Origin of the sequence: Lapidilactobacillus luobeiensis (genome assembly GCF_024345205.1) — a bacterium.
Taxonomy (GTDB): Bacteria; Bacillota; Bacilli; order Lactobacillales; family Lactobacillaceae; genus Lapidilactobacillus; species Lapidilactobacillus luobeiensis.
This window is the reverse complement of sequence record NZ_BROC01000004.1, coordinates 94,782-117,246: the sequence shown is the minus strand read 5'-3', so window position 1 is coordinate 117,246 and position 22,465 is coordinate 94,782. Positions and strand designations below refer to the sequence as shown.

Here is a 22,465-nt window from a genome sequence, read left to right as displayed (position 1 = left end):
ATGATCATGATGAATAACTGGAAAATATGGTGGGAAAAATCTTTTTTTCATAAATATTGTCGCTTTTTGACACCGGCGATCTTGGCTGTGCTTTTGATTGGCCTGATCGCGGGCTATTTGTTGTTCGTTCCACCCTATGGCGGTTATGCCAATAATGGTGATTTCGAGCGGGCGATCTATGTCAGTGGTCTATACGTGTTGCCTGATCGGCCTTATTATCACTTCGATTATTTAGTTCGTCAGTTTGGGATCATGCAGTATTTCAACGAAAATGGCGCAACGCTGTTCTCGTCACAACCGCTCATTATCAAGACTGCAATTATGATCAATAAGTTGTTTTTTAGCCGGACGATCTTCGATATTCGTTTCTTAGGAGCGTTGCATTACATTTTTTACTTGGGTGGGGTCTACTTATTGACCGAAGCCTTGACTTTCAGGTTGACAAAGGCTCGCGGGTATCTGGTAGCCTTATTGGTCGTCTTTATTTTGGGTGATAGTTCGCTGACGCTTTATTTCAATTCGTTCTTTGCTGAGGCCACGATGTTGATCACTTTTATTTATATCTTTGCGACGACGCTATTGTTGGTCCGGCATCGCTATCAACATAGTTGGCCACTTTACTTGATTTTTGGGCTTAGTACCGTTGTCTTTGTAACGGTCAAGCAGCAGAATGCCCCCTTGGCCTTTTTGATTGCGTTAGTTGCTTTTAGTTTTATCTTTTGGATCAAACGGCGCGGTCGGCGAATCTTGGTTGTCGCCAGTACACTGGCGATCATGGGTACCGGTGTGGCAACCTATGCCTTGATCACAAAGGAGTTCAACGATATCAATCAGTATCAGAGCATGACTCGTGGTGTTTTGTTGAACGCAGAAGACTCGGGTAAGTCTCTCAAAGAGGGGGGGATCAATCAACAATATGCCTTGCTTCGGGGGTTACCTTATTTTGAGACGTACATGCCAGTCTCACTGCATGGCGAGAAATTAAGTAAAGAATTACTTCAGAAATACAATTTTGTTTGGATCCTCCGCTATTATTTAAAACATTTGAATCAATTCGTCCAATTACTGGATCTGGCTGCCCGTGATACCCAGATCGTTCAGTTGGGTGCTGTTGGTGATTATGAAAAGTCAGCGGGCAAGCCGGCCAAAGCGCAGAACCACTATTTTACACTTTATAGCAATTTAAAACGGGCCTTTTATCCACGTGTTTATGCCTTTTATATTTTATTCTTTGTGGTGATGGTGGGCTTGTATAGCTATGGCGCTTATCAAGGATTTCGCCACCAGAATCCTGGAAAGATCACCAAACTAGCTTTAGTGATCTGTTGCTGTGCGACGATGTTGGCGGTTTGTCTGATCTCGATCATCGGTGATGGCGATGCTGATCTGGCCAAGCATTTGTTCATGGCACCAGTTTGCTTGGACTTGTTGACTTTATTACTGATTTCTGACATCAACGGACGCTCGCTTTTTGGTAATGGTAATGGCGAAACTGGTTTACCGACTGCGGATCCAGTTAACGCGGAGCCTGCTGGGCAACTGGTCGAGCAACACATCAAACAAGTTGCGGAGCTGGATGTCAGCCGATCTCTGCCTGCTAAAGCGCCAACAGCAGAGCAGGAAAAAACCGTTTTGTCGGAGTCCCAGAAACAACTGCTTGGGCTGCGGAAGAGTAATGCCAAGTATATTCGTCAGCGAGGTCGCCGCCTATGAAAAAATTTACTTCACCAGTCCACTTCGGCAAACGATCTATCTGGCCTATTGATCATTTGGGGAGCCTGCTACTACTGGCTTTCATGATCATTGGCTTCAAATCTGCACCGCGGCAATTCGTTGATGCCGCGAAGACACAGCCACCGGCTCAAGTTTTATTGGTTTATGATGGCATCAACGCGGCCGCTGCAGGGGATCAGAAAATCCAGGCACTGCAGCGATCACTAACGGGACTTAATCGGCGGACCAAAACTGTGGCGCTGGCCGATTACCGCAAGCAGGCGTTGTTGAATGAGAACTATCAGGCCGTGATCGTCTTGATCAACTGGCCACAAAAAGATGCCAGCAAGCATTATCAGGCGTTTTGGCAGGATCTCGAGCGCTTCTCTGGACGGCAATTATTCATTGGGGGTCAGCCACCCCAGTCATTTCAAAATCATTTCTCGGGAACGTGGCAGCGGGTGACCCATCGACAATTCATTTTGGCTGATGATCAAACCGCCAATCAGCAATTATTAACAACGCTAGACGAATGGCATGTTTTGATGGCAACAGCACCAACGACAGCAATTGGCCAACTTCAAAGCCAAGAAACTGTTGGCGGAGATTTTGCTTTCGGGGCGATACAAGGAAAGTACGCCTACTTACCATTTTATACACCCAGTGGACTGACCAGTCTTTTAGCCGATCGATTGTTGGCTATTTGGTTGCTGAACGCGGCCCAGTCGTTTCGGCCACTATTGACGATCACAGAGGTGACGCCAATGAGTTCATTTAAGTATTTGAAGAAATTAGCGCTATATCTGCAACGTGAAGATATTCCCTTTGCGATCAGTGCAACATCAGTTCAGGTCAACACAGAATTGCCAGAATTTCGGCGCTATACGAAAGTTTTACGAACGGTCGAAGACGCTGGTGGAATCATTTACTTGCAAGTTCCCTATATTTACACATCATTACCGGATCAATTACCGGTGCTCAAAAGTGTGTTGGCGCAGCAGCTGACAGCTTTGACCAAAGAAGCTGTCTATCCGATCGGCATCAGCGCACCAAGTTTTTGGAATCAAGACAAGGTCTATCAGCAAGGTGGGCTAAAAAGAGCCAGCGACGTGCTCTTATTGCCGGATCCAACCACGATCTCCTATCAGCAATATACGAAAACTAGTACAACATTCAAGCAAGCTCGAACAGCACTGACGATCGATAGTCTCTTGACGATCAAGCAACAAGGTCGATTTGATTTGGAGAAGTTGAACTTTGCCGTACCGACGGCGTTGACTCTGGAGCTACCAACGAACCAAAACAAATATGAAAAGGCAATCAAAAAGATCGAGGCGGTCAATCATCAGCTTTTTGACCCCCGCCAGGCCGATTGGCAGCCTCAGTTGAAATATGGGAAGCATGTGATCTCCTATCAGCGGGGTCAATATCTGTTGGATGGTAAGACCCAAGAAATCGTTGTGCCACTGACAACTCAGACCGCAACGAAGAAAAAGAAGGGCGCCACTGGCGAACTGAACCAATTCTTCAAAGTTCAGGGGCACATTTTGATGGTCTTTCTGGGCATTATCTTACTGATTTTGCTATTCTTCCTGATTCGTGGTCGGCGAGTCTACTGGGCAAAATATCGCCGCCAAACAAAGAATAAAAATAAGTAAGGAGACATCGATCATGCAACTATTGGATTATTTTATGTTAGTGGCCATTTTCGTGATCTGGCTGATTCTCTTGATCAACTTGATTTTGACGATTGCAGGTTATCGCTACTATATCGACGAACTGAAACGGCCAGTGCCAGCACTACCGGAAAAACTTCCTTTCGTTTCAGTGATGGTGCCTGCCCACAATGAAGGAATCGTGATCGTAAAAACTGTTTCCGCGCTGTTGAATTTCGATTATCCGCATGATCGTTATGAAATCATCGTGATCAATGATAATTCTGATGATAATTCAGGCGAGTTGCTGCGGCAGCTACAGCTGGCCAATCCACAGCGAAACCTTAAAGTGATCAGCACCGATCGGACCAATGGTGGTAAAGGCAAATCAAATGCCTTGAATATTGGTTTTCAAGCAGCTCGCGGAAGTATTTTGGCAATCTACGATGCGGACAATACACCCGAGAAGCAGGCCTTGGGGATCCTGGTGGCGGAATTACTGGCTGATGACCAACTGGGAGCGGTCATTGGCAAATTTCGGACCCGCAACAAGAACGCAACCTGGTTGACCCATTTCATCAATATCGAAACGCTCTCGTTTCAGTGGATGGCCCAAGCTGGCCGTTCAAAACTGTTTAAGTTGTGTACGATCCCCGGAACAAATTATGTGATTCGCCGGGCGCTGATCGAAAAAATCGGCGGCTGGGATGTCAAGGCTTTGGCTGAGGACACCGAAATCAGTTTTCGCATCTATCTGGAAGGTCAGCGCATCCGCTTTCAACCCCGCGCGGTGACTTGGGAGCAAGAACCACAAACATTGGGTGTCTGGTTCCATCAACGGACACGTTGGGTCAAGGGAAATATCTATGTGATCCTAAAGAATTTGAACCTATTGTTTGATCGGCGCGCGAAACGGATCAGATTCGACTTACTTTACTTCTTGTCGATCTACTTCCTCTTGATGCTCTCGTTGATCCTTTCAGATTCGGTTTTCGTCCTGACTGTTGCTGGATATACCCATGTCACGTTACAGGGCTTTAGCAATCTACTGTGGTTGCTAGCGATCGTCTTGTTTATTGTCAGCACTTTCATTACGATCACCACGGAAAAAGGCGAAATGACGTTTAAAAATTTTGTTTACATTATCCTGATGTACCTAACTTATAGTCAAATGTGGCTGGCGGTTGCCTTCTGGGGAATGATCCAATATATTCGGGAGCGGGTTTTTCATCAACAGGCAAAATGGTACAAAACAAAACGGTTTCAATAGGAGCGAGTCAAAGATGAAACAGAAAAAGAGAATGACGATCGGCCTTTGGCTGTTCTTGCTAGGAGCGTTATTGATTCTGCGACCGCAACGGACAGTGGCAGCTGCCGATTTGACGTATACACAACAGTTTCAAAATCAAACGACCTCATTATCTGGGCAGAGTGTCAGCTCAAATATGTATTTCATTAAGATGGACTATTGGCGTCTCAAAAAAGCGACTTTTAATTTTAGTTTTCAATTGTCGCAATTGGCTGATCAGCAGATTTCTGATATCACAGTTTCTTTGAATAATATCAAAATCTATTCGTTTCGGCCGGAGAACAGTACGGGCTTACAAACCAAAGAAATCGAGTTGCCCTTGGATTTGATCAGCGGGAGTAGCGAGTTGCGGATCAATGGTCAGATCCTTAATCGATCGGGTCAGAATGATTATCGTCTGGCGCAAACTCCGGCCAATTGGTTGACTATTTATCCGGCTTCAAACGTGAATTTTCGTTATACACTAGATGAACCAACGTCTGGGATCAATTCTTTTTACGATCATTTTATTGGTCCTGACACGATCGCTAACAGTCAATCCGTAATTTTGACACCGAGTGATCCAGATGATGCGGAATTGTCTGCAGCCGTCTATGCATTATCGGGGATCTCGCGGATCTTGACGACGGAACAGGCAACGATCCCGATTGGACAGCTGGGCAATAAGGAATATGATCAACGTCCATACCGACTGATCATTAGTCGCTATGATCAGCTACCAGCAAAGTTTCGTCAGGGGATCTCTGCTGCGGAGGTGGCCAAGCAGGCGGTGATCAAGACACAATACAGTGACCAACAATATACATTGATCGTCACGGCCAAACGAGCTCGTGATTTGATCAAGGCCAGTCGTTTCGTAGCCAATCAAGAATTAATGAAGCAGACTAAAGCCAGTCAAAAAATAGTGACTCAGGACACACAGACTGTGACCTCAGTCTTGCAGTATCAAGGTAGTTTTCCGCTGACAACGACAGGCCAGCGGGTCTCAGGACCGGGCCACCAAGAAGCCAGCTTTTTTGTCAGTTTACCGTCAGGGCGGACCAATGCTAACGGGAGTACGATTCGGTTAAACTTACAGTATGGCCAGAATCTTGATTTTAAACGTTCTTTGGTAACGGTCTATATCAACGATACGCCGATCGGAAGTCGACGGCTGAGTGCCAGCAAGGCTGATGGCCAACAATTGACCTTTGATCTACCTAAGAGTAAGTCATTGGGGAATTCCTTTGTGGTGCGCGTGGTGCTCGATTTAGAATTACCGGAGTCAGGGCAAGAAATGAACAACGAGGCCGCTTGGGCAACAGTTTTACCAGGCTCAAGCGCTAATATCAGTTCCCAAGTCAAAAAAGATCTAATGTTTACCAACTATCCCAGTGTTTTTTTGAAAAACAATACATTTAATAATATCTTGGTGGCACGGCCTAAGAAAATGACGCCGGTTTATTTCAAAACGTTGACCAATATCTTTAATTTGATTGGCGTCTATGCTCAAAGCAATACGGGGACGGTCACATTTTCGACCAAGGTGCCTTCAAAGCAGATCCAGGCGAATCAAAATATTATTGCCTTTGGTACGCCCAAAGACAACGCCTATTTACGTCAGATCAATTCACGATTATTCTTCAAGTTTGATGAAAAGTATGACCATTTCCTTTCAAATGAAAAGCTTTCGATCGAAACCAAATACGGACATCAATTGGGGACAGCACAATTGCTGCGATCTCAGGCTAATGAAGACTTAGGTGTTCTGGCGGTGACCGGGGCTACCGCGAATGCGGTCTACTTGGCCTCAACACAGATCAATTACCAACGTCACATCGAACAATATCAAGGCGATGCCATTGCTGTGGATCAGGACAATATGCACTACAACTATCGCTTTAAGACGAAAACCGGGGCTAAAAAGACATCGCTTGTTAATCAAATCAGTCAAAATGTCAACTTGATCGCCTATCTTGGCTTAGCGTTATTGATGATCGTGGTCATCGGCCTCACACTATTCTTCTTACTCCGTAAACATGGCCGATTGACAAGGAGGCAGCATGATGAATCGTAGAAATGATCGTAGTTTATTGACAGATCTCTCTTTACTTGGCGTATTGCTGCTTTTCGTAGTGACCACTTTATATATGACACTGACGGCTGAAAACGTTCTGCTGAATGCGATGTATTTGGGCATCGCCGCGCTGCTCGTGATCGCAACTTATTTCACTGGATTGACAACGGGATTGGTGCTGAATCTGATTTTTATTTTTGTTCAGGGGACCTATATGCTTTACACAGCAGTGGCCTTGCAGCAAGCAGTTGAATTTCAATTGGTTTTCTGGCTCCTGATGCCGTTACTGCTATCCATTTCGGTTTATGCGCTAACAGTCAATCAGCAACTCCTACAACAAGAAAATAGTGTCTTGCAACGTGAAAAACGTCAGCTCAGCATTCTTGATGAAACGACCCACTTGCGGACGCTGACCGCTTACTTGGAAGATACAGCTGTTTATATGGACACGGCCAAGCGTTATGAATTGCCGCTGATCACGATCACGCTACAATTTCGTTATTTTGATCAATTACAGCGTTTAATGACAGCTGACCAACTTCATGACTTGATTTTGGCTACCTCGGAAATTCTTAAACACTCGACTCGAGGGGAAGACATTGTCTATATTTTGGATTCGGATAACTTGACTTGGGGCATTCTGCTCTACACCAATACAGCCGGCGGGCGCATCGTCCGCGATCGGATCGATCGCCATTTTGAGGAAGAAATCGGCAAACAAGCAACGTTACAGCAATTTGATATCCAATTGCGGGCTGGGATCGCCGAATATGATCAAACTAAAATGAAAAACGCGCGTGACTTAATGGATCAAGCTGAGAAAGAAAGCAATTATGATGTTTGAGCGATGATCAATAGTAGAAGCTGGCCGTTTATTTGGGTGAGCTTCTTTTTAATAAGCAAAAAGAGTCGCACTCTCACCGTGCAAGTGCTAAAATAGGATTGCATTAGCAAAACGAATGGAGGAATTTCATGTCAGTTTTAACTGAGACTTATACATTAACGAACGGTGTCAAAATTCCTAAGGTTGCTTTTGGGACTTGGCAGATCCCCAATGGCGAGCCTGCGTATAATTCCGTTAAGGTCGCTTTGGAGAATGGTTATCGTCATATCGATACCGCCAAAGCATACGGCAATGAGAAGAGTGTTGGCCAAGCGATCCGTGATTCTGGGATCGATCGTAAAGATATCTTTGTAACGTCGAAATTACCAGCGGAGATCAAGACCTATCAAGGCGCATTAAAGGCTTTCGATGAAACCATGGCTGATCTAGACATTGATTATTTGGATCTTTACATTATTCATGCGCCATGGCCATGGAATGAAATCGGAAAGAACTGCGATCAAGGCAATCTTGATGCTTGGCGGGCTTTGGAAGAAGTTTATGCCAGTGGCCGCGTCCGCGCCATTGGGGTTTCTAACTTTGCGGTTCGCGATTTAGAGAATCTGTTGCCTAACGCTAAAGTTAAACCAATGGTCAATCAGATCCAATATTATATTGGCTTTACCGAACCGAAGATCACGAAATATTCTGAAGATAACGGGCTGTTGATCGAGGCATACTCACCATTGGCGACTGGGCGGATGTTGACCAACGAACACGTGGTAGCGATTGCCAAGAAATACGATGTTACCACAGCTCAGTTAGCGATCCGTTTCTGTATCGAAAACGGCGCTTTGCCATTGCCAAAAGCAGTGACACCAGCCCACATCATCAGTAATAAAGAACTTGATTTCACTATTTCGGCTGAGGATATGACTGTCTTGAATAGTTTGGCTGATACGACGAATGGTAGTAATCATAATCCAACGCAAGGCTGATTCAGTTTGGTGTTTGATACTATTATAAGATTTGATAAGTAAAAAAGAGGACTTCAATTCAAGCTTAAAACGAGCTTAGAATTGAAGTCCTCTTTTTTGTGATGATTTTGTAGTTGATTAAGAACGTGGCCGATTTAAGAATTGTTTTGAAATAACCAAGCCAATTATTTAATTTGTACCGTGATTTCTATTAGCTAAAGTAATAGCTAGGTAGGCCAATGCTATAATTGTCGGGAAATAGTCTGTTAGTGATTGAAAAAACTTGAAAAGAACCTTTATTAGCGATATTATTTATACGTACAAATGAATTGGGGTTTATTATGGAAAAAAAATACGAAATCGTTACTGAGACAGTGAAGGGCTGGATAATCACTGGTAAGTATAAAGAAAATGAAAAAATACCGACTGAATCAAAGCTAATGGCGACCTTTGAAGTGAGCCGGCATACTATTCGTAAGGCGCTCTCTGATCTTGAGGTACAAGGACTGGTTTATCGTATTCAAGGTGGGGGTACTTTTGTTGCCTCACAACGTCAACGCATTGAAAAATCAATTCATAAAACAGTTGCGGTGATGGCAACACATATCAATGACTATATTTTTCCTGCAATTATTTCGGGAATTGAAAAGGTGCTGAGTGAGCAGTCCGTGTCACTGCTTTTAAGTAGCACTAGGAATGATGAAAAGTTTGAACAAAATAATTTGATCAAGCTACTTTCAACAGATATTTCTGGTCTGATCGTTGAGCCAACCAAGAGTGCATTTACAATAAAAAATGAAGGACTCTATGCTGATCTGCAAAAGACCGGAGTACCTATCATTACGATCAACTCAAAATTTAAGGAGCTTGTTACACCGTATTTCATTATGGATGATTTTGCTGGTGGAAAACTGGCGACGGAATATATTTTAACGCATCGACACCAGAAAATATTAGGTGTTTTTAAAACTGATGATCAGCAAGGTATTGATCGGATGGATGGTTTTACTTACGCGATTCAAAGTTCTAATCGCGTGACCGATATTAATATTTTGACCTATAAATCTGGTGAGCTGGAAGAAGAGCTACCGATAAGGCTAAGAAAGGTAGTTGCCAATCTTGAAAATCGCCCAACAGCAATTATCTGCTATAATGACCAGATCGCGGCATTGGTTTATAATCAGTGCTTAGGATTAGGACTAAATATTCCTGAAGATATTTCGATCATTAGTTTTGATAATTCGATGCTGAGTTCAAATTTTGGTACACGCATTACATCAATCGATCATCCGAAGACTAGTATGGGGCAGGATGCCGCAAAGCTGATGTTACAAATGTTAGGAAACTCTAATCGGAATTTTATTGAGAGTTCTCGAATCTATCAGCCTAAGGTGATCGCAGGAGATTCTGTGAGGACATTAGGTTCGTAAAGGTTTCGTGGTATCGATTGTGTTATTGATCGATACCTTTTTGATAGCCTCGTGGGTGCTGTTTATTGAACAACGAGTAAATAGAAACAAAAAAAGATCGCCACTTGAAAAAGTAGTAGAGATAAGCTAGAATTTGTACTGTTAAATATAAAGTTATATAAAGATGCGGACAAAAGAGGAGCTAAAAATCAATGACCAAGCAACCAATCGTTTTGCAACGTGCTGATCCCTGGGTCTATCTTCACACTGATGGCTATTATTATTTTACTGGCTCAGTCCCAGGTTACCAAGAAATCGAAGTACGACGTGCAAGGACATTAACAGGACTTGAAACTGGTGAGCGCATGATGGTTTGGCATGCGCCTAAAGAGGGAGCGATGAGCCACCTGATCTGGGCGCCTGAGATCCATTTCATTTCAGGAAAATGGTACATCTATTTTGCGGCGGCGGATCAAGATGGGGTTCGAGATGCACAGCATCATCATCGCATGTTTGTCATTGAATGTGACGAGCCATCACCGTTAACAACAAACTGGCTAGAAAAGGGTCAAATCGTGACCGACCAAGATAGTTTTAGTTTGGATGCAACTGTTTTTGAGTTCAAGAATGAAATATATTATGTCTGGGCCCAACAAGATCCAGCAATCCCGGGAAATTCTAACCTTTATTTATCAAGAATGGCCAATCCGTGGCAGTTGATCGGAAAGAAATTATTGTTGTCGATTCCCGAATATGATTGGGAAAGGATCGGTTATTTAGTCAATGAGGGACCAGCTGTATTGCTTTCACATGGCCGGATCTTCATCACTTATTCGGGGAGTGCGACTGATGAAAACTATGCGGTTGGTCTGCTTTGGGCGGATCAGGACAGCGATTTATTGGACAGCTATTCATGGCATAAATGTGACCAGCCAGTATTTAAGAGTTCAAAAAAGCATCACCTGTTTGGACCAGGACATAATAGCTTTACCAAAACAGCAGATGGCTGTCAGGATGTAATCGTCTACCATGCGCGGCCTTATGACAACGAGGGTATTCAAGGAGATTCGCTGGACAATCCTGACCGACATGCCTATGCGCAAACTTTCAGTTGGACAGACCAAGGTTTCCCAAGTTTTGGCGAACCAGGCGATAATTAAAGAGATCATAAGGAGAAAAATATGTCAAAAATCGTAGTGAATGACCAGCGCCAACGCGGTAAAATCAGCAAATATATCTATGGTCAGTTTGCTGAACATTTAGGCCGTTGTATTTATGAGGGACTTTGGGTAGGCCCAGATTCAGATATTCCTAACGTCAATGGATTGCGCACGGATGTCGTTGAAGCCTTGAAGGAAATCAAAATACCAGTACTCCGTTGGCCAGGCGGCTGTTTTGCTGATACTTATCACTGGCAAGATGGCATTGGTCCTAAGGAATCACGGAAGAAAATCGTGAATACGAATTGGGGCGGTGTCGTTGAAAATAATCACTTTGGAACCCATGAATTTTTTGAGTTGGTTCGGCAGTTAGGCACGGAAGCTTACATTAACGGTAACGTTGGCAGTGGAACTGTTCAGGAAATGTCTGATTGGGTGGAATATATGACTTTTGATGGCATTTCACCAATGGCTGACCTGCGCGCTAAAAATGGCCATCCGGCACCATGGTCAGTAAAATTCTTTGGTGTTGGTAATGAGAGTTGGGGCTGTGGTGGTAATATGCGCCCAGAGTATTATTCGGATCTCTACCGCCAATATCAAACATTTGTGCGCAATTATAATGGCGAGAAGCCGATCTACAAAATTGCTTCAGGTCCTAATATCGATGACTATAACTGGATGGATGTATTGATGCGTTATGCCACGCCATATATGGATGGGATCAGTCTTCATCATTATGCGCTGGCTGCGCCGTGGGAAGACAAGCGCCCCGCTTTAGGATTTCCAGAAAACGAATGGTTCTCCTTAATAAGTAGTGCTCAAAAAATGGACGAACTGATTACTAAGCACAGTACGATCATGGATAAATATGATCCTGATAAGCGTGTTGGGTTGATTGTGGATGAATGGGGATCTTGGTTGGCTGTTGAGCCAGGCACTAATCCCGGTTTTCTGTATCAACAAAATACGATCCGCGATGCGATGGTCGCTGCCATCACTCTGCATATTTTTCAAAAGCATGCTGATCGAGTGGAAATGGCTAATATTGCGCAAATGGTCAATGTTCTTCAGGCCATGGTATTGACTGAAGGCAAAAAAATGATCAAAACCCCGACTTATTATGTCTTTAAAATGTTCATGGAGCATCAGGATGCAGTTGCGCTGGATACCCATGATGAACTAGCCACAACGACTAGTGCATCAGTATCAAAGAATGATCAAGGCTATTTAGTCTCGTTATGTAATTACAGTATTGATGCAGCGGATGAACTCTCACTTGATTTTGACAGCGAAGTGATTGATGTCAACGGTGAAATCTTGCAAGGACAGACAATGGATCAACACAACGATTTTGATGATCCTGAGGCGATCAAGACAGCGACTCTCAATTCCGCCAAGCATCAAGGTCATCAAGTCAGCGTTTCGATCCCACCAATGAGTGTGGTGACATTACACGTTGCAACAGCGTAAGGATTGTGTTCGGTGCGAGTTGTTGGAGAGTCTGGATCAGCAGGATACTGACGCCCTGATCACCGAACAACTAAGTCTAGAAGTTGGCAATTTGGTTTCGGATGAGCTCCGTGATCAACGCTTGATCCAGTGTCAGTCATGCCCCTTTTTCCAAAAGGGGTTATGTTTAAAATGTGGTTGTTATACGCGTTTTCGTGCTAGTTTACGGAATAAAAGTTGTCCTGATGGACGTTGGTGAACTTGGAGCGCATTTTTGATGAATTCGAAAGTTATCGTTATACTCTGAAAAGAGAAATCGAACTCACCTAATTTTTTGGGGGTCGATTTTTCTTTTTTTATATAGAAGGTGTTCGAGTGTTAGTAGACCGACAGAATCAGTGGGTCGATGCAATGTGGGGAACTAGAGGTGTTCACGATCCTACGATCGTCAAAGAGGGAAAGCAGTATTATCTTTTTTCAACAGATACGAAAATAAACGGAAAATTAACGCAAGGGATACAGATTCGTGAATCAAGGGATTTTAAGCATTGGCGGTATATTGGCACTGCGTTAGGGCAGGTACCCACTCCTGCAAAGAGCTGGTCCCATGCTAATGGATTGTGGGCTCCTGATGTCATAAAAGTGGGCGTGGAATATCGGATGTACTATGCTGCTTCAACGCTCGGGAGTCGTATTTCCTGTATTGGGTTGGCAACGGCACCACATCTACAAGGGCCATGGACTGATAAGGGTTTGGTAATTAAAACCGATGGCAAGCACTATGGACAGAACGCGATCGATGCCAATATTGTTACTGGCAAAGATGGGCGGCAATGGCTTTTGTACGGTTCATTTTTCGGTGGCATCTTTTTGGTTGAATTAGATCCAGTTACTGGTCTGGTCAAATATCGTGGTGATTACGGGCAGAGAATCGCCCAACGCCCCAGTCAGGCCCAAGATGGTGCAATCGAAGGGTGCTTTATTCACTACCAGGCTGAACAGGATTGTTATTATCTTTTCATGTCATATGACTCATTGACATGGTCATATAACGTTCGAGTTGCTAGATCAAAGATGATTACGGGGCCTTATCTGGATTATAATGGACAAAATGTTTGTTACCCATCAGGGACAAACTATAATTTTATTGGGACTAAAATACTTGGAAGCTATTCATTTATGGATGGTTTTAGTTGGGTCGCCCCAGGACATAATTCGGTTTTTACCGAGAATAATCAGGACTTTATGGTTCACCATGTTCGCTGTCAACCTGATCAGCAGGACTCCTACGGCATTATTCGAAAAATTTATTGGTTAGCTAATGGCTGGCCAGTTATTGATCCTAACTATTATACTGATGCTGAATCTAATCATGAAGTCCTGAAAGAAAGCAAGCAGGCTGGGGCTGGTGAAATTATTTATTGGCCGAGCACCTCTGAACTGATTCCTAGTCATAGAATTGTATTAGATCAAGCATTCTACGATACCTTAGCCGATTATTGCATAATCATCAGTCGAGATTGGGAGACTGGAGTGGTGGCAAAGTATCTGATCGGGTTGTCAAAAAGTGGAACTGGACTGTGGGTAAGATTGACCGATCGGGCCCCTAAGCTTGTTTAATATTAGGGAAAAAAGGCAATAATTGAAAAAAATGTTCCGTACAAATCTTGACAACGTTTACATTATGCAGTATAAATAATAGTGTAATTCAGTTGATTTAATCATAAATCTTTGAGGAAGTGATTCTTGTTGAAGGGACAAATCAAGGTAAGCTCAGATTCGCGAATTTCAGAAATCGATCCACGACTATACGGTTCGTTTATTGAACACTTAGGACGTGCGGTCTATGAAGGGATTTACCAGCCAGGAAATCCTAATGCTGATGAGAATGGATATCGGCAAGATGTTTTAGCGGCGGTTCGTAAATTGAACGTACCAATTGTTCGTTATCCCGGTGGAAATTTTGTTTCTGGTTATAATTGGGAGGACAGTGTTGGACCAAAAGAAACAAGACCTAAGCGTTTAGATTTAGCTTGGCGAAGTTTAGAAACTAATGAGTTTGGTCTTCACGAATTTGTTAAGTGGGCTGAAATGGCCAATTCAGAAGTGAATATGGCAGTTAATCTTGGAACTCGTGGGGTTGATGCTGCTCGTAATGTGGTCGAATATTGTAACTTCCCTAGTGGCACTTATTGGAGTGACTTACGTCGTAAAAATGGGGCTGAAAAACCGTTTGGGATCAAGACTTGGTGTTTAGGTAATGAGATGGATGGTCCTTGGCAGATCGGTGCAAAGACTGCTCAAGAATATGGACGTTTAGCTAATGAGGCAGCGAAAGCAATGAAATGGGTCGATGATTCGATCGAGTTAGTTGCTTGTGGCAGTTCATCCATGGAAAATCCTACTTTTGGTAGTTGGGAAGAAACAGTTCTTGATGAAACCTATGATAATATCGATTATTTATCATTGCATCGTTATTATGGTAATCAAGAAAACGATTTGCAAAACTATTTAGCAAAATCACTTGATCTTGATGAATTTATCAGTAGTGTCGTTGCGATCTGTGACGCGGTTAAGGCACGTAAACATAGTAAGAAAACAATCAATTTGTCTATGGACGAATGGAACGTTTGGTATCATTCAAATAATCAGGACAAAGAAATTAAACCTTGGCAGGTGGCACCGCCATTACTTGAAGATATATATAACTTTGAAGATGCCTTGCTTGTCGGGTGCTTGTTGATTACCCTGTTGAAGCATTCAGATCGAGTTAAAATCGCATGTTTAGCGCAATTGGTTAATGTGATCGCGCCAATCATGACCAATGATCAAGGTGTTTGGCTACAATCGATCTTTTACCCATTTATGCAAGTATCTCAATATGGTCGTGGTGTCGCGCTGAATACCGTGACAAAATCAGAGTCATATAAAGCAAAGGACTTTGATGAAGTCCCTTATCTGGAAAGCATTGCAACTCTTGATGAAGAACATCGCGAGATTAGTATTTTTGCTGTAAATCGTTCATCAAAGGAAACAATGGATCTAGATTTTGTTGCTGACGGTTTTAGCAATTTGAAATTACTTGGTGCAACGCAGTTTTGCGGGTATGATATCAAAGCAACGAACGAGGATGCTAAGATGGATCTTCAAGAACTAAATGAAATTTCTGTTGATGGTAGTGTTCAAGCTAAACTTCAACCGTTGTCTTGGAACGTCATTCGTTTGGGTTATTGATAAGAAGAGAGTGTGAACCGACCTGGACAGCTTCAGAGCATTAGCCTAGCAACTATTTTGGAGGTTGGTCCATGCCTCAAGAAGAGCTGCGTAGCTAAGCGGAAGAAGCTAGGTCAGTGAACACGTTTATAGAGAGTGTTTGATATATAGCGTTTAAATTAAGGGAGTGTTTTTCTTATGAAGAAAAGTTTTGGCAAAAAACTCGGGCTTGCCATGTTGACTGCAGTAACCGCGATTGGTTTAGCTGCATGTGGCAACTCGTCATCTTCGTCAGATAGTAATAAAACAAGTGATGGGAAGCAAGAAATCACTTTTTGGACTTTTAATGATGCGCATGCGAAGTTTTGGAAGGAAGCCGCTACTAGTTGGAATAAGACACATAAACAAAAGATCAAGTTAAAGGCTAACGTACTACCTTTTGACCAAGAAAATCAGAAGTTGACCGTTGCTTTGAATTCTGGGACTGGTGCTCCAGATATGGTCGATGTTGAATTAGGGCAAGGTGCTATTCAGCTGAAATCCGATAATCCTCCTTATTATCCATTAAATTCAGCTTTGAAACCATATATGGATGTTTTAGTAAAGTCACGTCTAGATAACTTTAAGAAAAATGGCAATTATTATGGGTTGGACTACCATGTTGGTACGACAGTAACTTATTATAATACCGAGATCCTTGAAAAAGCCGGCGTTAACTATAAAGATATTAAAACTTGGGATGATTATGTAGCAGCGGGCAAGCAAGTCAAAGCTAAGACTGGTAAATGGATGAACGAAGTAGAATCATCAGCCTTATTCCAGATGGATGCAATGATCGCACAACAGAAGTCTGACTATATCAAGAACAATAAAGCAACTTTAACCAACGAAGCGACTGTTAATGCTTTGACTGAATTACAAAATTGGATCTATAAAGATAAAATCGCTCGGGTAGCGGTTGGTAATAGTCTAGATAATGATCAGTTCTTCGCAGAAATGAATAAGGGTAATGTTGCGTCTGTAACGATGCCTTCATGGTACATGGAGCGGATGGCAGATCATATGCCTAAGTTAAAGGGTAAGATCGCGATCGCACCAATGCCTGTCTTTAAAGATGGTGACTATCGTTCTGCTGGTGGTGGCGGTACTGGTACCATGGTAACAAATCAGGCTGCTAACAAGAAGTTGACCGCTAAGTTTGTTGTCTGGGGTAAAGCAAGTAAGAAACAGGCTGTTAAGATTTGGGAAGATCTAGGATTTGACCCTGTTCGTTACGATGTTTGGAAAGAACCTGTTATGAAAGAGGACAATAAGTATACTCAATACTTTGGTAAAGATATCTTTGATACCTTTGTTCAACTTGAAGATCAAGTAACTTCAACAACGAAGACAGCGAAGATCTCGCCAACTTTGAATGATTATTTATTGAAGAATACATTGCCAAGCACGATTCTTAAGGATAAGATGACTGCGAAGTCTGCTCTTGAAAAAGCAAATGAAGCTTTAAACAAATAATTAAGGTGATTGAGAATTCTTAGGGGGAGTGATTATCTTTCTAAGAATTCTTTATTTAAAGGAAGTGCTCATATGCAAAGTAAAAGAAAAATCGACTGGCAAAAGATTGCACCGTATCTCTTTGTTTCACCATTTATAATTTCCTTCTTAGTCTTTTCGCTCTACCCATTTATTAATGCGATCATCATGAGTTTTCAACAAGTAAATGGATTTAATGATGCTAAGTTTATTGGTTTTGCCAATTACAAGCAAATGTTCAACGATGGAGATTTTTACGCGGCTCTCTGGAATGTTGTTCGTTATGGCTTTTGGACGATCTTGATTTTAATCCCATTGCCAATGTTGCTTGCATATCTGATGAATCAAAAGGGGATCCCATTCAAAGGATTCTTCCGGTCAGTTTATTTCGTGCCTGTTTTGACATCATCAGTAGTTGCTGGTTTAATCTTCAAGTATGCGTTTAGCTCAGAGAAAACCGGTGTTTTCAACGTTTGGTTGAGTCATATCGGCGTTGGCCCTGTTGATTGGTTAAATAGTTCTGGCACCGCGATGTTTGCGTTGGTCGTTATTGCTGTTTGGCGTTGGCTCGGGGTCAATATGATTTATTTCTTGTCTGGTTTACAAGGGATCTCTCCAGAGTTATACGAATCAGCCGACATGGATGGCGCGAATGGTTTCCAGAAGTTCTGGTACGTTACTATTCCACTGTTAAAACCAATTACGATTTATGTGTTAACTATTTCAATCATGGCCGGTTTCTCACTGTTTAATGAAACCTACGTTTACTGGGGTGCTCAATCTCCTAATAATGTCGGGACAACATTAGTGACATTGATTTATAAGGCTGCATTTACAAATGGTAACTTTGGTTACTCATGTACATTAGGCGTTGCCTTGTTCGTGATCGTTGTAGTAGTAAATGCGATTCAAACAAGAGCAATGGGCTTATTTAGTGATGAAGGGTGATTATAATGGGACAAAAAGCGAGTAGTAGATTAAGAATTACCCTGAGTCTTATATTGATGATTTTCTTAGCCGTTTTAGTCATGATTCCTTTTTATTTCATGATTGTTTCATCCTTTAAGAGTGTTGCCGATATTTTCTCAAATGGGTTAAATGTTGATATTAATTTTAGTAAAATGAGCCTACATTCTTATGAGACTCTGTGGACAAATAGAAATGGGATTTACTGGAGTTGGTTTAAGAACAGTTTGATCATTACAGTTTTAGAGACTGTTTTGGTTCTATTGTTCACGTCAATGGTTGGGTATGGCTTAGCTCTTTATGACTTCAAAGGGAAAACAACGATTTTTGCGGTTGTCTTGATCATGATGATGGTGCCAAGCAGTATCCTGTTGTTACCACTCTATAAAGAGGTTTCTCAATTAGGTTTGATGAATACCTATGCTGGTGTTATTTTACCGGCGATCGTTCCGGCCTCGTCGATCTTCTTCTTCCGTCAGTTCTGTATGGGATTATCGAAAGAATTCGCTGAGTCGGCACGGATCGATGGTGCTGGCGAGTTCAGAATCTTTTGGCAGATCTATGTTCCATTGATGCGTCCCGCATTCGGCGCGATGACGATCTTGACTACCATGAATGCATGGAACGATTTCCTCTGGCCAATGATCGTAATGAAATCAGATACGAACTTTGTATTACCAGCAGGTTTGATGTCAGCCATGACTCCTTATGGTAATAACTATGATTTGTTGTTTGCTGGTTCAGTTATGTCGATTATTCCAATCCTGGTTGTGTTTGTCTTAAATCAAAACCAATTTATTGAAGGTTTGACTGTTGGTGGCGTGAAAGGTTAGTTTATATGAAAAAGAATCCGATCTATCAATTGATTATTGTTTTTTATCGCTTCTTACTAACGAGTTTATATTTCTATTTAACGAATATCCTGTTAGTGGGATTGGTGTTGACCACCAAATTAAATTTGGGTAGTTCTATTTTCTACTTTTTGGGTCTTGTTATCTTATTTCCATCAATCGGTGCATTAGCAGATTTGCTTAAGGATTCTGAGTGGAATACTGAGTTCATTTTGGGCTTTAAAAAATATTTTAAATATTATTGGCAGAATCGGTTCATCTATTTAAGAATCGGCATGATCTATTTTGGATTACTAATATTTTTGTTGTTTGATATTTACGCCGTCAATACAATCATTAAAAATCAGATTTTCATGCCTCTAATGTTGATTCTTATGATCTTGGTTGTAGTCAGTTTAGGTTGGATCATTGGTATTCAGTCCTTTTTCAAAATTGATGTAAAAAATAGCTTACGATTATCAGTCTATGCATCAACACATTTTGCGATAAATTCGTTAATGATCGTGTTATTCGCATTCCTGTTGTATCTTTCGTTAACTTTTATTCCCCAGTTTATGGTTTTCATAATCGTTCCTGTCTTAATAGAGGGGTTGATCATGTTAACAAAAAAGCCACTTCAGAAGGTTAAACGTCAACTTCATATATCTTAAAAGAGGATGAAATGAAAAGAATCGAGATTCTATTGATTGCTATTGGAATGGTTGCTGCGATTATTGCAATTGTTCTATATGTTGTACAAATCTTTCGAATGCCTAAAGTTAAAAGGCTTGATTTTAAGAATTTGATCATGCCTAATGGTTCTTTTTGGAAGAATATTACTAATATCGTATTTATTTTAGGAATTCTGTTGATTTTGATTGGCTATCTAGTTTGATTTATTTATATATCATCTGATAAGTTAGACCTGTCAGTTCAGTGCACAATATTCTACAAATAAAGGTGAGGTTAGTAGAGAATATCCAAATGGATAGGTTTGAAAGAGTAGACCGATTTTAATAATTCCAGAGGAAGTGTGTAATTTGTTAGAGAATCTAAAAAAAGAAGTTTATGAAGCAAATATGTTGTTGCCCAAATATGACTTAGTTACTTTTACTTGGGGTAATGTTAGTGCAATCGATCGCGACAAGGGATTGTTTGTGATCAAGCCTAGTGGGGTGGACTATGAAACTTTGACACCTGATGATATGGTCGTAGTCGATCTGGATGGTAATGTGGTCGAAGGCAAGTTGAATCCATCTAGTGATACGCCGACACATACTGTCCTTTACAATGCCTTTCCGGAAATCGGCGGGATCGTTCATACGCACTCGCCGTGGGCAGTTTCCTTTGCACAAGCGGGAATCGATCTACCGGCGACGGGAACGACGCACGCGGATACGTTTTATGGGCCAGTACCTGTTTCAGATGCATTGACCAAGGAAGAAATTGAATCAGCCTATGAAGAAAATACTGGTAAGGTGATCGTTCGAACGTTCAAAGAGCGAGGAATCAAGCCAATGGATGTACCCGCTGTTTTGGTTCAAGATCATGGTCCCTTTACTTGGGGCGCAACGGCGGAAAAGGCTGTCTACAATGCAAAAGTTTTGGAAGTGGCAGCTGAGATGGCTTACCATACCATGATGTTGCAAGGGCATGGTGATGTTTCCGTACCACAATATTTACTTGATAAACATTATTATCGCAAACACGGTGTTAATGCTTACTATGGTCAAAAGAAAAATTAAGTTAGATCGAAGGAGTGTTTTTGAAATGTTAGCAGTACCTGAATATCGTTTTTGGTTTATTGTTGGGAGTCAAGCTTTATATGGTGAGGACGACTTAAAGGCCGTTGAAAAAGATGCCCGCGAAATCGTGAAGAGTTTGAATGACAGTAAGGAATTGCCTTACCCAGTCGAATTCAAGGAAGTGGCGATCGATGCCGCGACGATCACTTCAGCAATGAAGGAAGCTAACTTTGATGATAGCGTCGCTGGGGTCATCACTTGGATGCACACCTTCTCACCAGCAAAGAATTGGATCCGCGGGACGAAGTTGTTGCAAAAACCATTGTTGCATTTAGCGACTCAATTCCGAAATGATATTCCTTGGTCAACAATTGACATGGATTACATGAACCTGAACCAAAGTGCTCATGGTGATCGGGAATATGGCTTTATCAATGCCCGCCTACGTAAGCATAACAAGGTTGTCTATGGCTTCTGGGGTGATCAAGAAGTTCAAAAAGAAATCGCCGCGTGGATGGATGTTGCTGTTGGTTACAATGAGAGTTTCAAGATCAAAGTTGCCCGTTTTGGCGATAATATGCGGAATGTTGCCGTCACTGAAGGCGATAAGATCGAAGCGCAGATCCAATTCGGTTGGACCGTTGATTATTTCGGGATCGGCGACCTAGTTGCCGAAATGAAGTTGGTTTCTGATGAAGCGATCGATGCTGAATATGCCGACCTGGAAGCACGTTATGACTTGGTCCCAAGCGCTGGCGACAACGATCCTGAATTCTTCAAGGAACATGTTCGTGAACAATTACGCGAGAAAATCGCCATGGAACGTTTCTTCGAACGCGGCGGCTACTCAGCCTTCACCACCAACTTTGAAGATCTTTGGGGGATGAAGCAATTACCAGGCTTGGCTGTTCAATTATTGAACCGTGAAGGCTATGGTTTTGCCGGCGAAGGTGACTGGAAGACAGCGGCCTTGGATCGTTTGTTAAAGGTTGTTAGCCACAATAAAGAAACAGGCTTCATGGAAGACTATACCTTGGATCTGCGCCATGGCCATGAAGAGATCCTAGGCTCACATATGCTTGAAGTTGATCCAACCTTAGCCAGCACGAAACCACGGGTCGAAGTTCATCCGTTAGGGATCGGCGATCGGGAAGATCCTGCTCGCTTGGTTTTTGATGGTCTTGAGGGTGACGCGATCGATGTGACGATCTCCGATTTTGGTGATGAATATCGGATGATTGGTTATGCTGTTGAAGCGCGTAAACCCGAAGCACCAGCACCACATTTACCAGTTGCTCGACAAATTTGGGTACCAAAAGCTGGTTTAAAACATGGCGCTACACAATGGATCGAAAATGGTGGTGGTCACCATACCGTCTTCTCACGTGCCGTAACTATCCAACAGCTAGCTGACTTGGCCAAAATGTTTGAACTTAAATTTGTCAACATTGACTAATGACTTCTAAAATCCTCCTAAAATTTTAAAGTAGTTAAACTTAATGTGTTGATAAATGAATGAATGGACATTTTTGCCATGGAGCAAGAATATACCGGAGAAAGAGCTGGGACAAAGCTGAGCAGCTTTGTTTCCAGCTCTTTTTCCTTGAGGACTCATTAAGAATGG

General features: G+C 42.3%; 18 protein-coding genes. All 18 read left to right on the top strand.

Annotated features, from left to right (window positions below):
• The 18 genes from wsfD (at position 1) to araA (ending at position 22,297) form a co-directional block, all read left to right on the top strand.
• Positions 1-1,713, top strand: a complete 1,713-nt coding sequence (gene wsfD / locus OCU21_RS02440; RefSeq protein ID WP_261805917.1) for a glycan biosynthesis hexose transferase WsfD — start codon at positions 1-3, stop codon at positions 1,711-1,713.
• Positions 1,710-3,371, top strand: a complete 1,662-nt coding sequence (locus OCU21_RS02435) for a hypothetical protein (RefSeq protein WP_261805916.1) — start codon at positions 1,710-1,712, stop codon at positions 3,369-3,371. The genes wsfD and OCU21_RS02435 overlap by 4 nt, the downstream gene beginning before the upstream one ends.
• A gap of 13 nt (positions 3,372-3,384) precedes the next feature.
• Positions 3,385-4,638, top strand: coding sequence for a glycosyltransferase family 2 protein (locus OCU21_RS02430; RefSeq protein WP_261805915.1), 1,254 nt, complete (start codon positions 3,385-3,387; stop codon positions 4,636-4,638).
• 13 nt (positions 4,639-4,651) lie between these two features.
• Positions 4,652-6,733 (top strand): cellulose biosynthesis cyclic di-GMP-binding regulatory protein BcsB, encoded by a 2,082-nt coding sequence (locus OCU21_RS02425; RefSeq protein WP_261805914.1) that lies wholly within the window; start codon positions 4,652-4,654, stop codon positions 6,731-6,733.
• Positions 6,720-7,577: a diguanylate cyclase domain-containing protein gene (locus tag OCU21_RS02420; RefSeq protein ID WP_261805913.1), complete on the top strand. Its 858-nt coding sequence runs from the start codon at positions 6,720-6,722 to the stop codon at positions 7,575-7,577. The genes OCU21_RS02425 and OCU21_RS02420 overlap by 14 nt, the downstream gene beginning before the upstream one ends.
• A gap of 128 nt (positions 7,578-7,705) precedes the next feature.
• A complete protein-coding gene (locus OCU21_RS02415; RefSeq protein ID WP_261805912.1) occupies positions 7,706-8,554 on the top strand; it encodes an aldo/keto reductase in 849 nt (282 codons plus the stop codon).
• A 320-nt stretch (positions 8,555-8,874) separates the two neighbouring features.
• Positions 8,875-9,963, top strand: coding sequence for a GntR family transcriptional regulator (locus OCU21_RS02410; RefSeq protein WP_261805911.1), 1,089 nt, complete (start codon positions 8,875-8,877; stop codon positions 9,961-9,963).
• A 191-nt stretch (positions 9,964-10,154) separates the two neighbouring features.
• Positions 10,155-11,102: a glycoside hydrolase family 43 protein gene (locus OCU21_RS02405; RefSeq protein ID WP_261805910.1), complete on the top strand. Its 948-nt coding sequence runs from the start codon at positions 10,155-10,157 to the stop codon at positions 11,100-11,102.
• Positions 11,103-11,123: 21 nt separating this feature from the next.
• Positions 11,124-12,575, top strand: a complete 1,452-nt coding sequence (locus tag OCU21_RS02400; protein ID WP_261805909.1) for an alpha-N-arabinofuranosidase — start codon at positions 11,124-11,126, stop codon at positions 12,573-12,575.
• On the top strand, positions 12,562-12,813 hold the full coding sequence (locus OCU21_RS11295) for a DUF6171 family protein (protein ID WP_373875453.1): 252 nt from the start codon (positions 12,562-12,564) through the stop codon (positions 12,811-12,813). The genes OCU21_RS02400 and OCU21_RS11295 overlap by 14 nt, the downstream gene beginning before the upstream one ends.
• 116 nt (positions 12,814-12,929) lie before the next feature.
• On the top strand, positions 12,930-14,174 hold the full coding sequence (locus tag OCU21_RS02395; protein ID WP_261805908.1) for an arabinan endo-1,5-alpha-L-arabinosidase: 1,245 nt from the start codon (positions 12,930-12,932) through the stop codon (positions 14,172-14,174).
• Between the two features lie 129 nt (positions 14,175-14,303).
• Positions 14,304-15,788: an arabinosylfuranosidase ArfA gene (gene arfA / locus OCU21_RS02390; protein WP_309297193.1), complete on the top strand. Its 1,485-nt coding sequence runs from the start codon at positions 14,304-14,306 to the stop codon at positions 15,786-15,788.
• 177 nt (positions 15,789-15,965) lie between these two features.
• Positions 15,966-17,282, top strand: coding sequence for an ABC transporter substrate-binding protein (locus OCU21_RS02385; RefSeq protein WP_261805906.1), 1,317 nt, complete (start codon positions 15,966-15,968; stop codon positions 17,280-17,282).
• Between the two features lie 72 nt (positions 17,283-17,354).
• Positions 17,355-18,248: a carbohydrate ABC transporter permease gene (locus OCU21_RS02380; protein ID WP_261805905.1), complete on the top strand. Its 894-nt coding sequence runs from the start codon at positions 17,355-17,357 to the stop codon at positions 18,246-18,248.
• A 56-nt stretch (positions 18,249-18,304) separates the two neighbouring features.
• A complete protein-coding gene (locus OCU21_RS02375) occupies positions 18,305-19,099 on the top strand; it encodes a carbohydrate ABC transporter permease (RefSeq protein ID WP_261805964.1) in 795 nt (264 codons plus the stop codon).
• A gap of 679 nt (positions 19,100-19,778) precedes the next feature.
• Entirely contained in the window at positions 19,779-19,991 is a 213-nt protein-coding gene (locus OCU21_RS02370) for a hypothetical protein (RefSeq protein WP_261805904.1), read from the top strand.
• Between the two features lie 145 nt (positions 19,992-20,136).
• The gene (locus tag OCU21_RS02365; protein WP_261805903.1) at positions 20,137-20,841 is read left to right on the top strand and encodes an L-ribulose-5-phosphate 4-epimerase; all 705 of its coding nucleotides are present in this window, start codon (positions 20,137-20,139) and stop codon (positions 20,839-20,841) included.
• Positions 20,842-20,866: 25 nt separating this feature from the next.
• The gene (gene araA / locus OCU21_RS02360; protein ID WP_261805902.1) at positions 20,867-22,297 is read left to right on the top strand and encodes an L-arabinose isomerase; all 1,431 of its coding nucleotides are present in this window, start codon (positions 20,867-20,869) and stop codon (positions 22,295-22,297) included.
• The last annotated feature ends 168 nt before the right edge of the window (positions 22,298-22,465 follow it).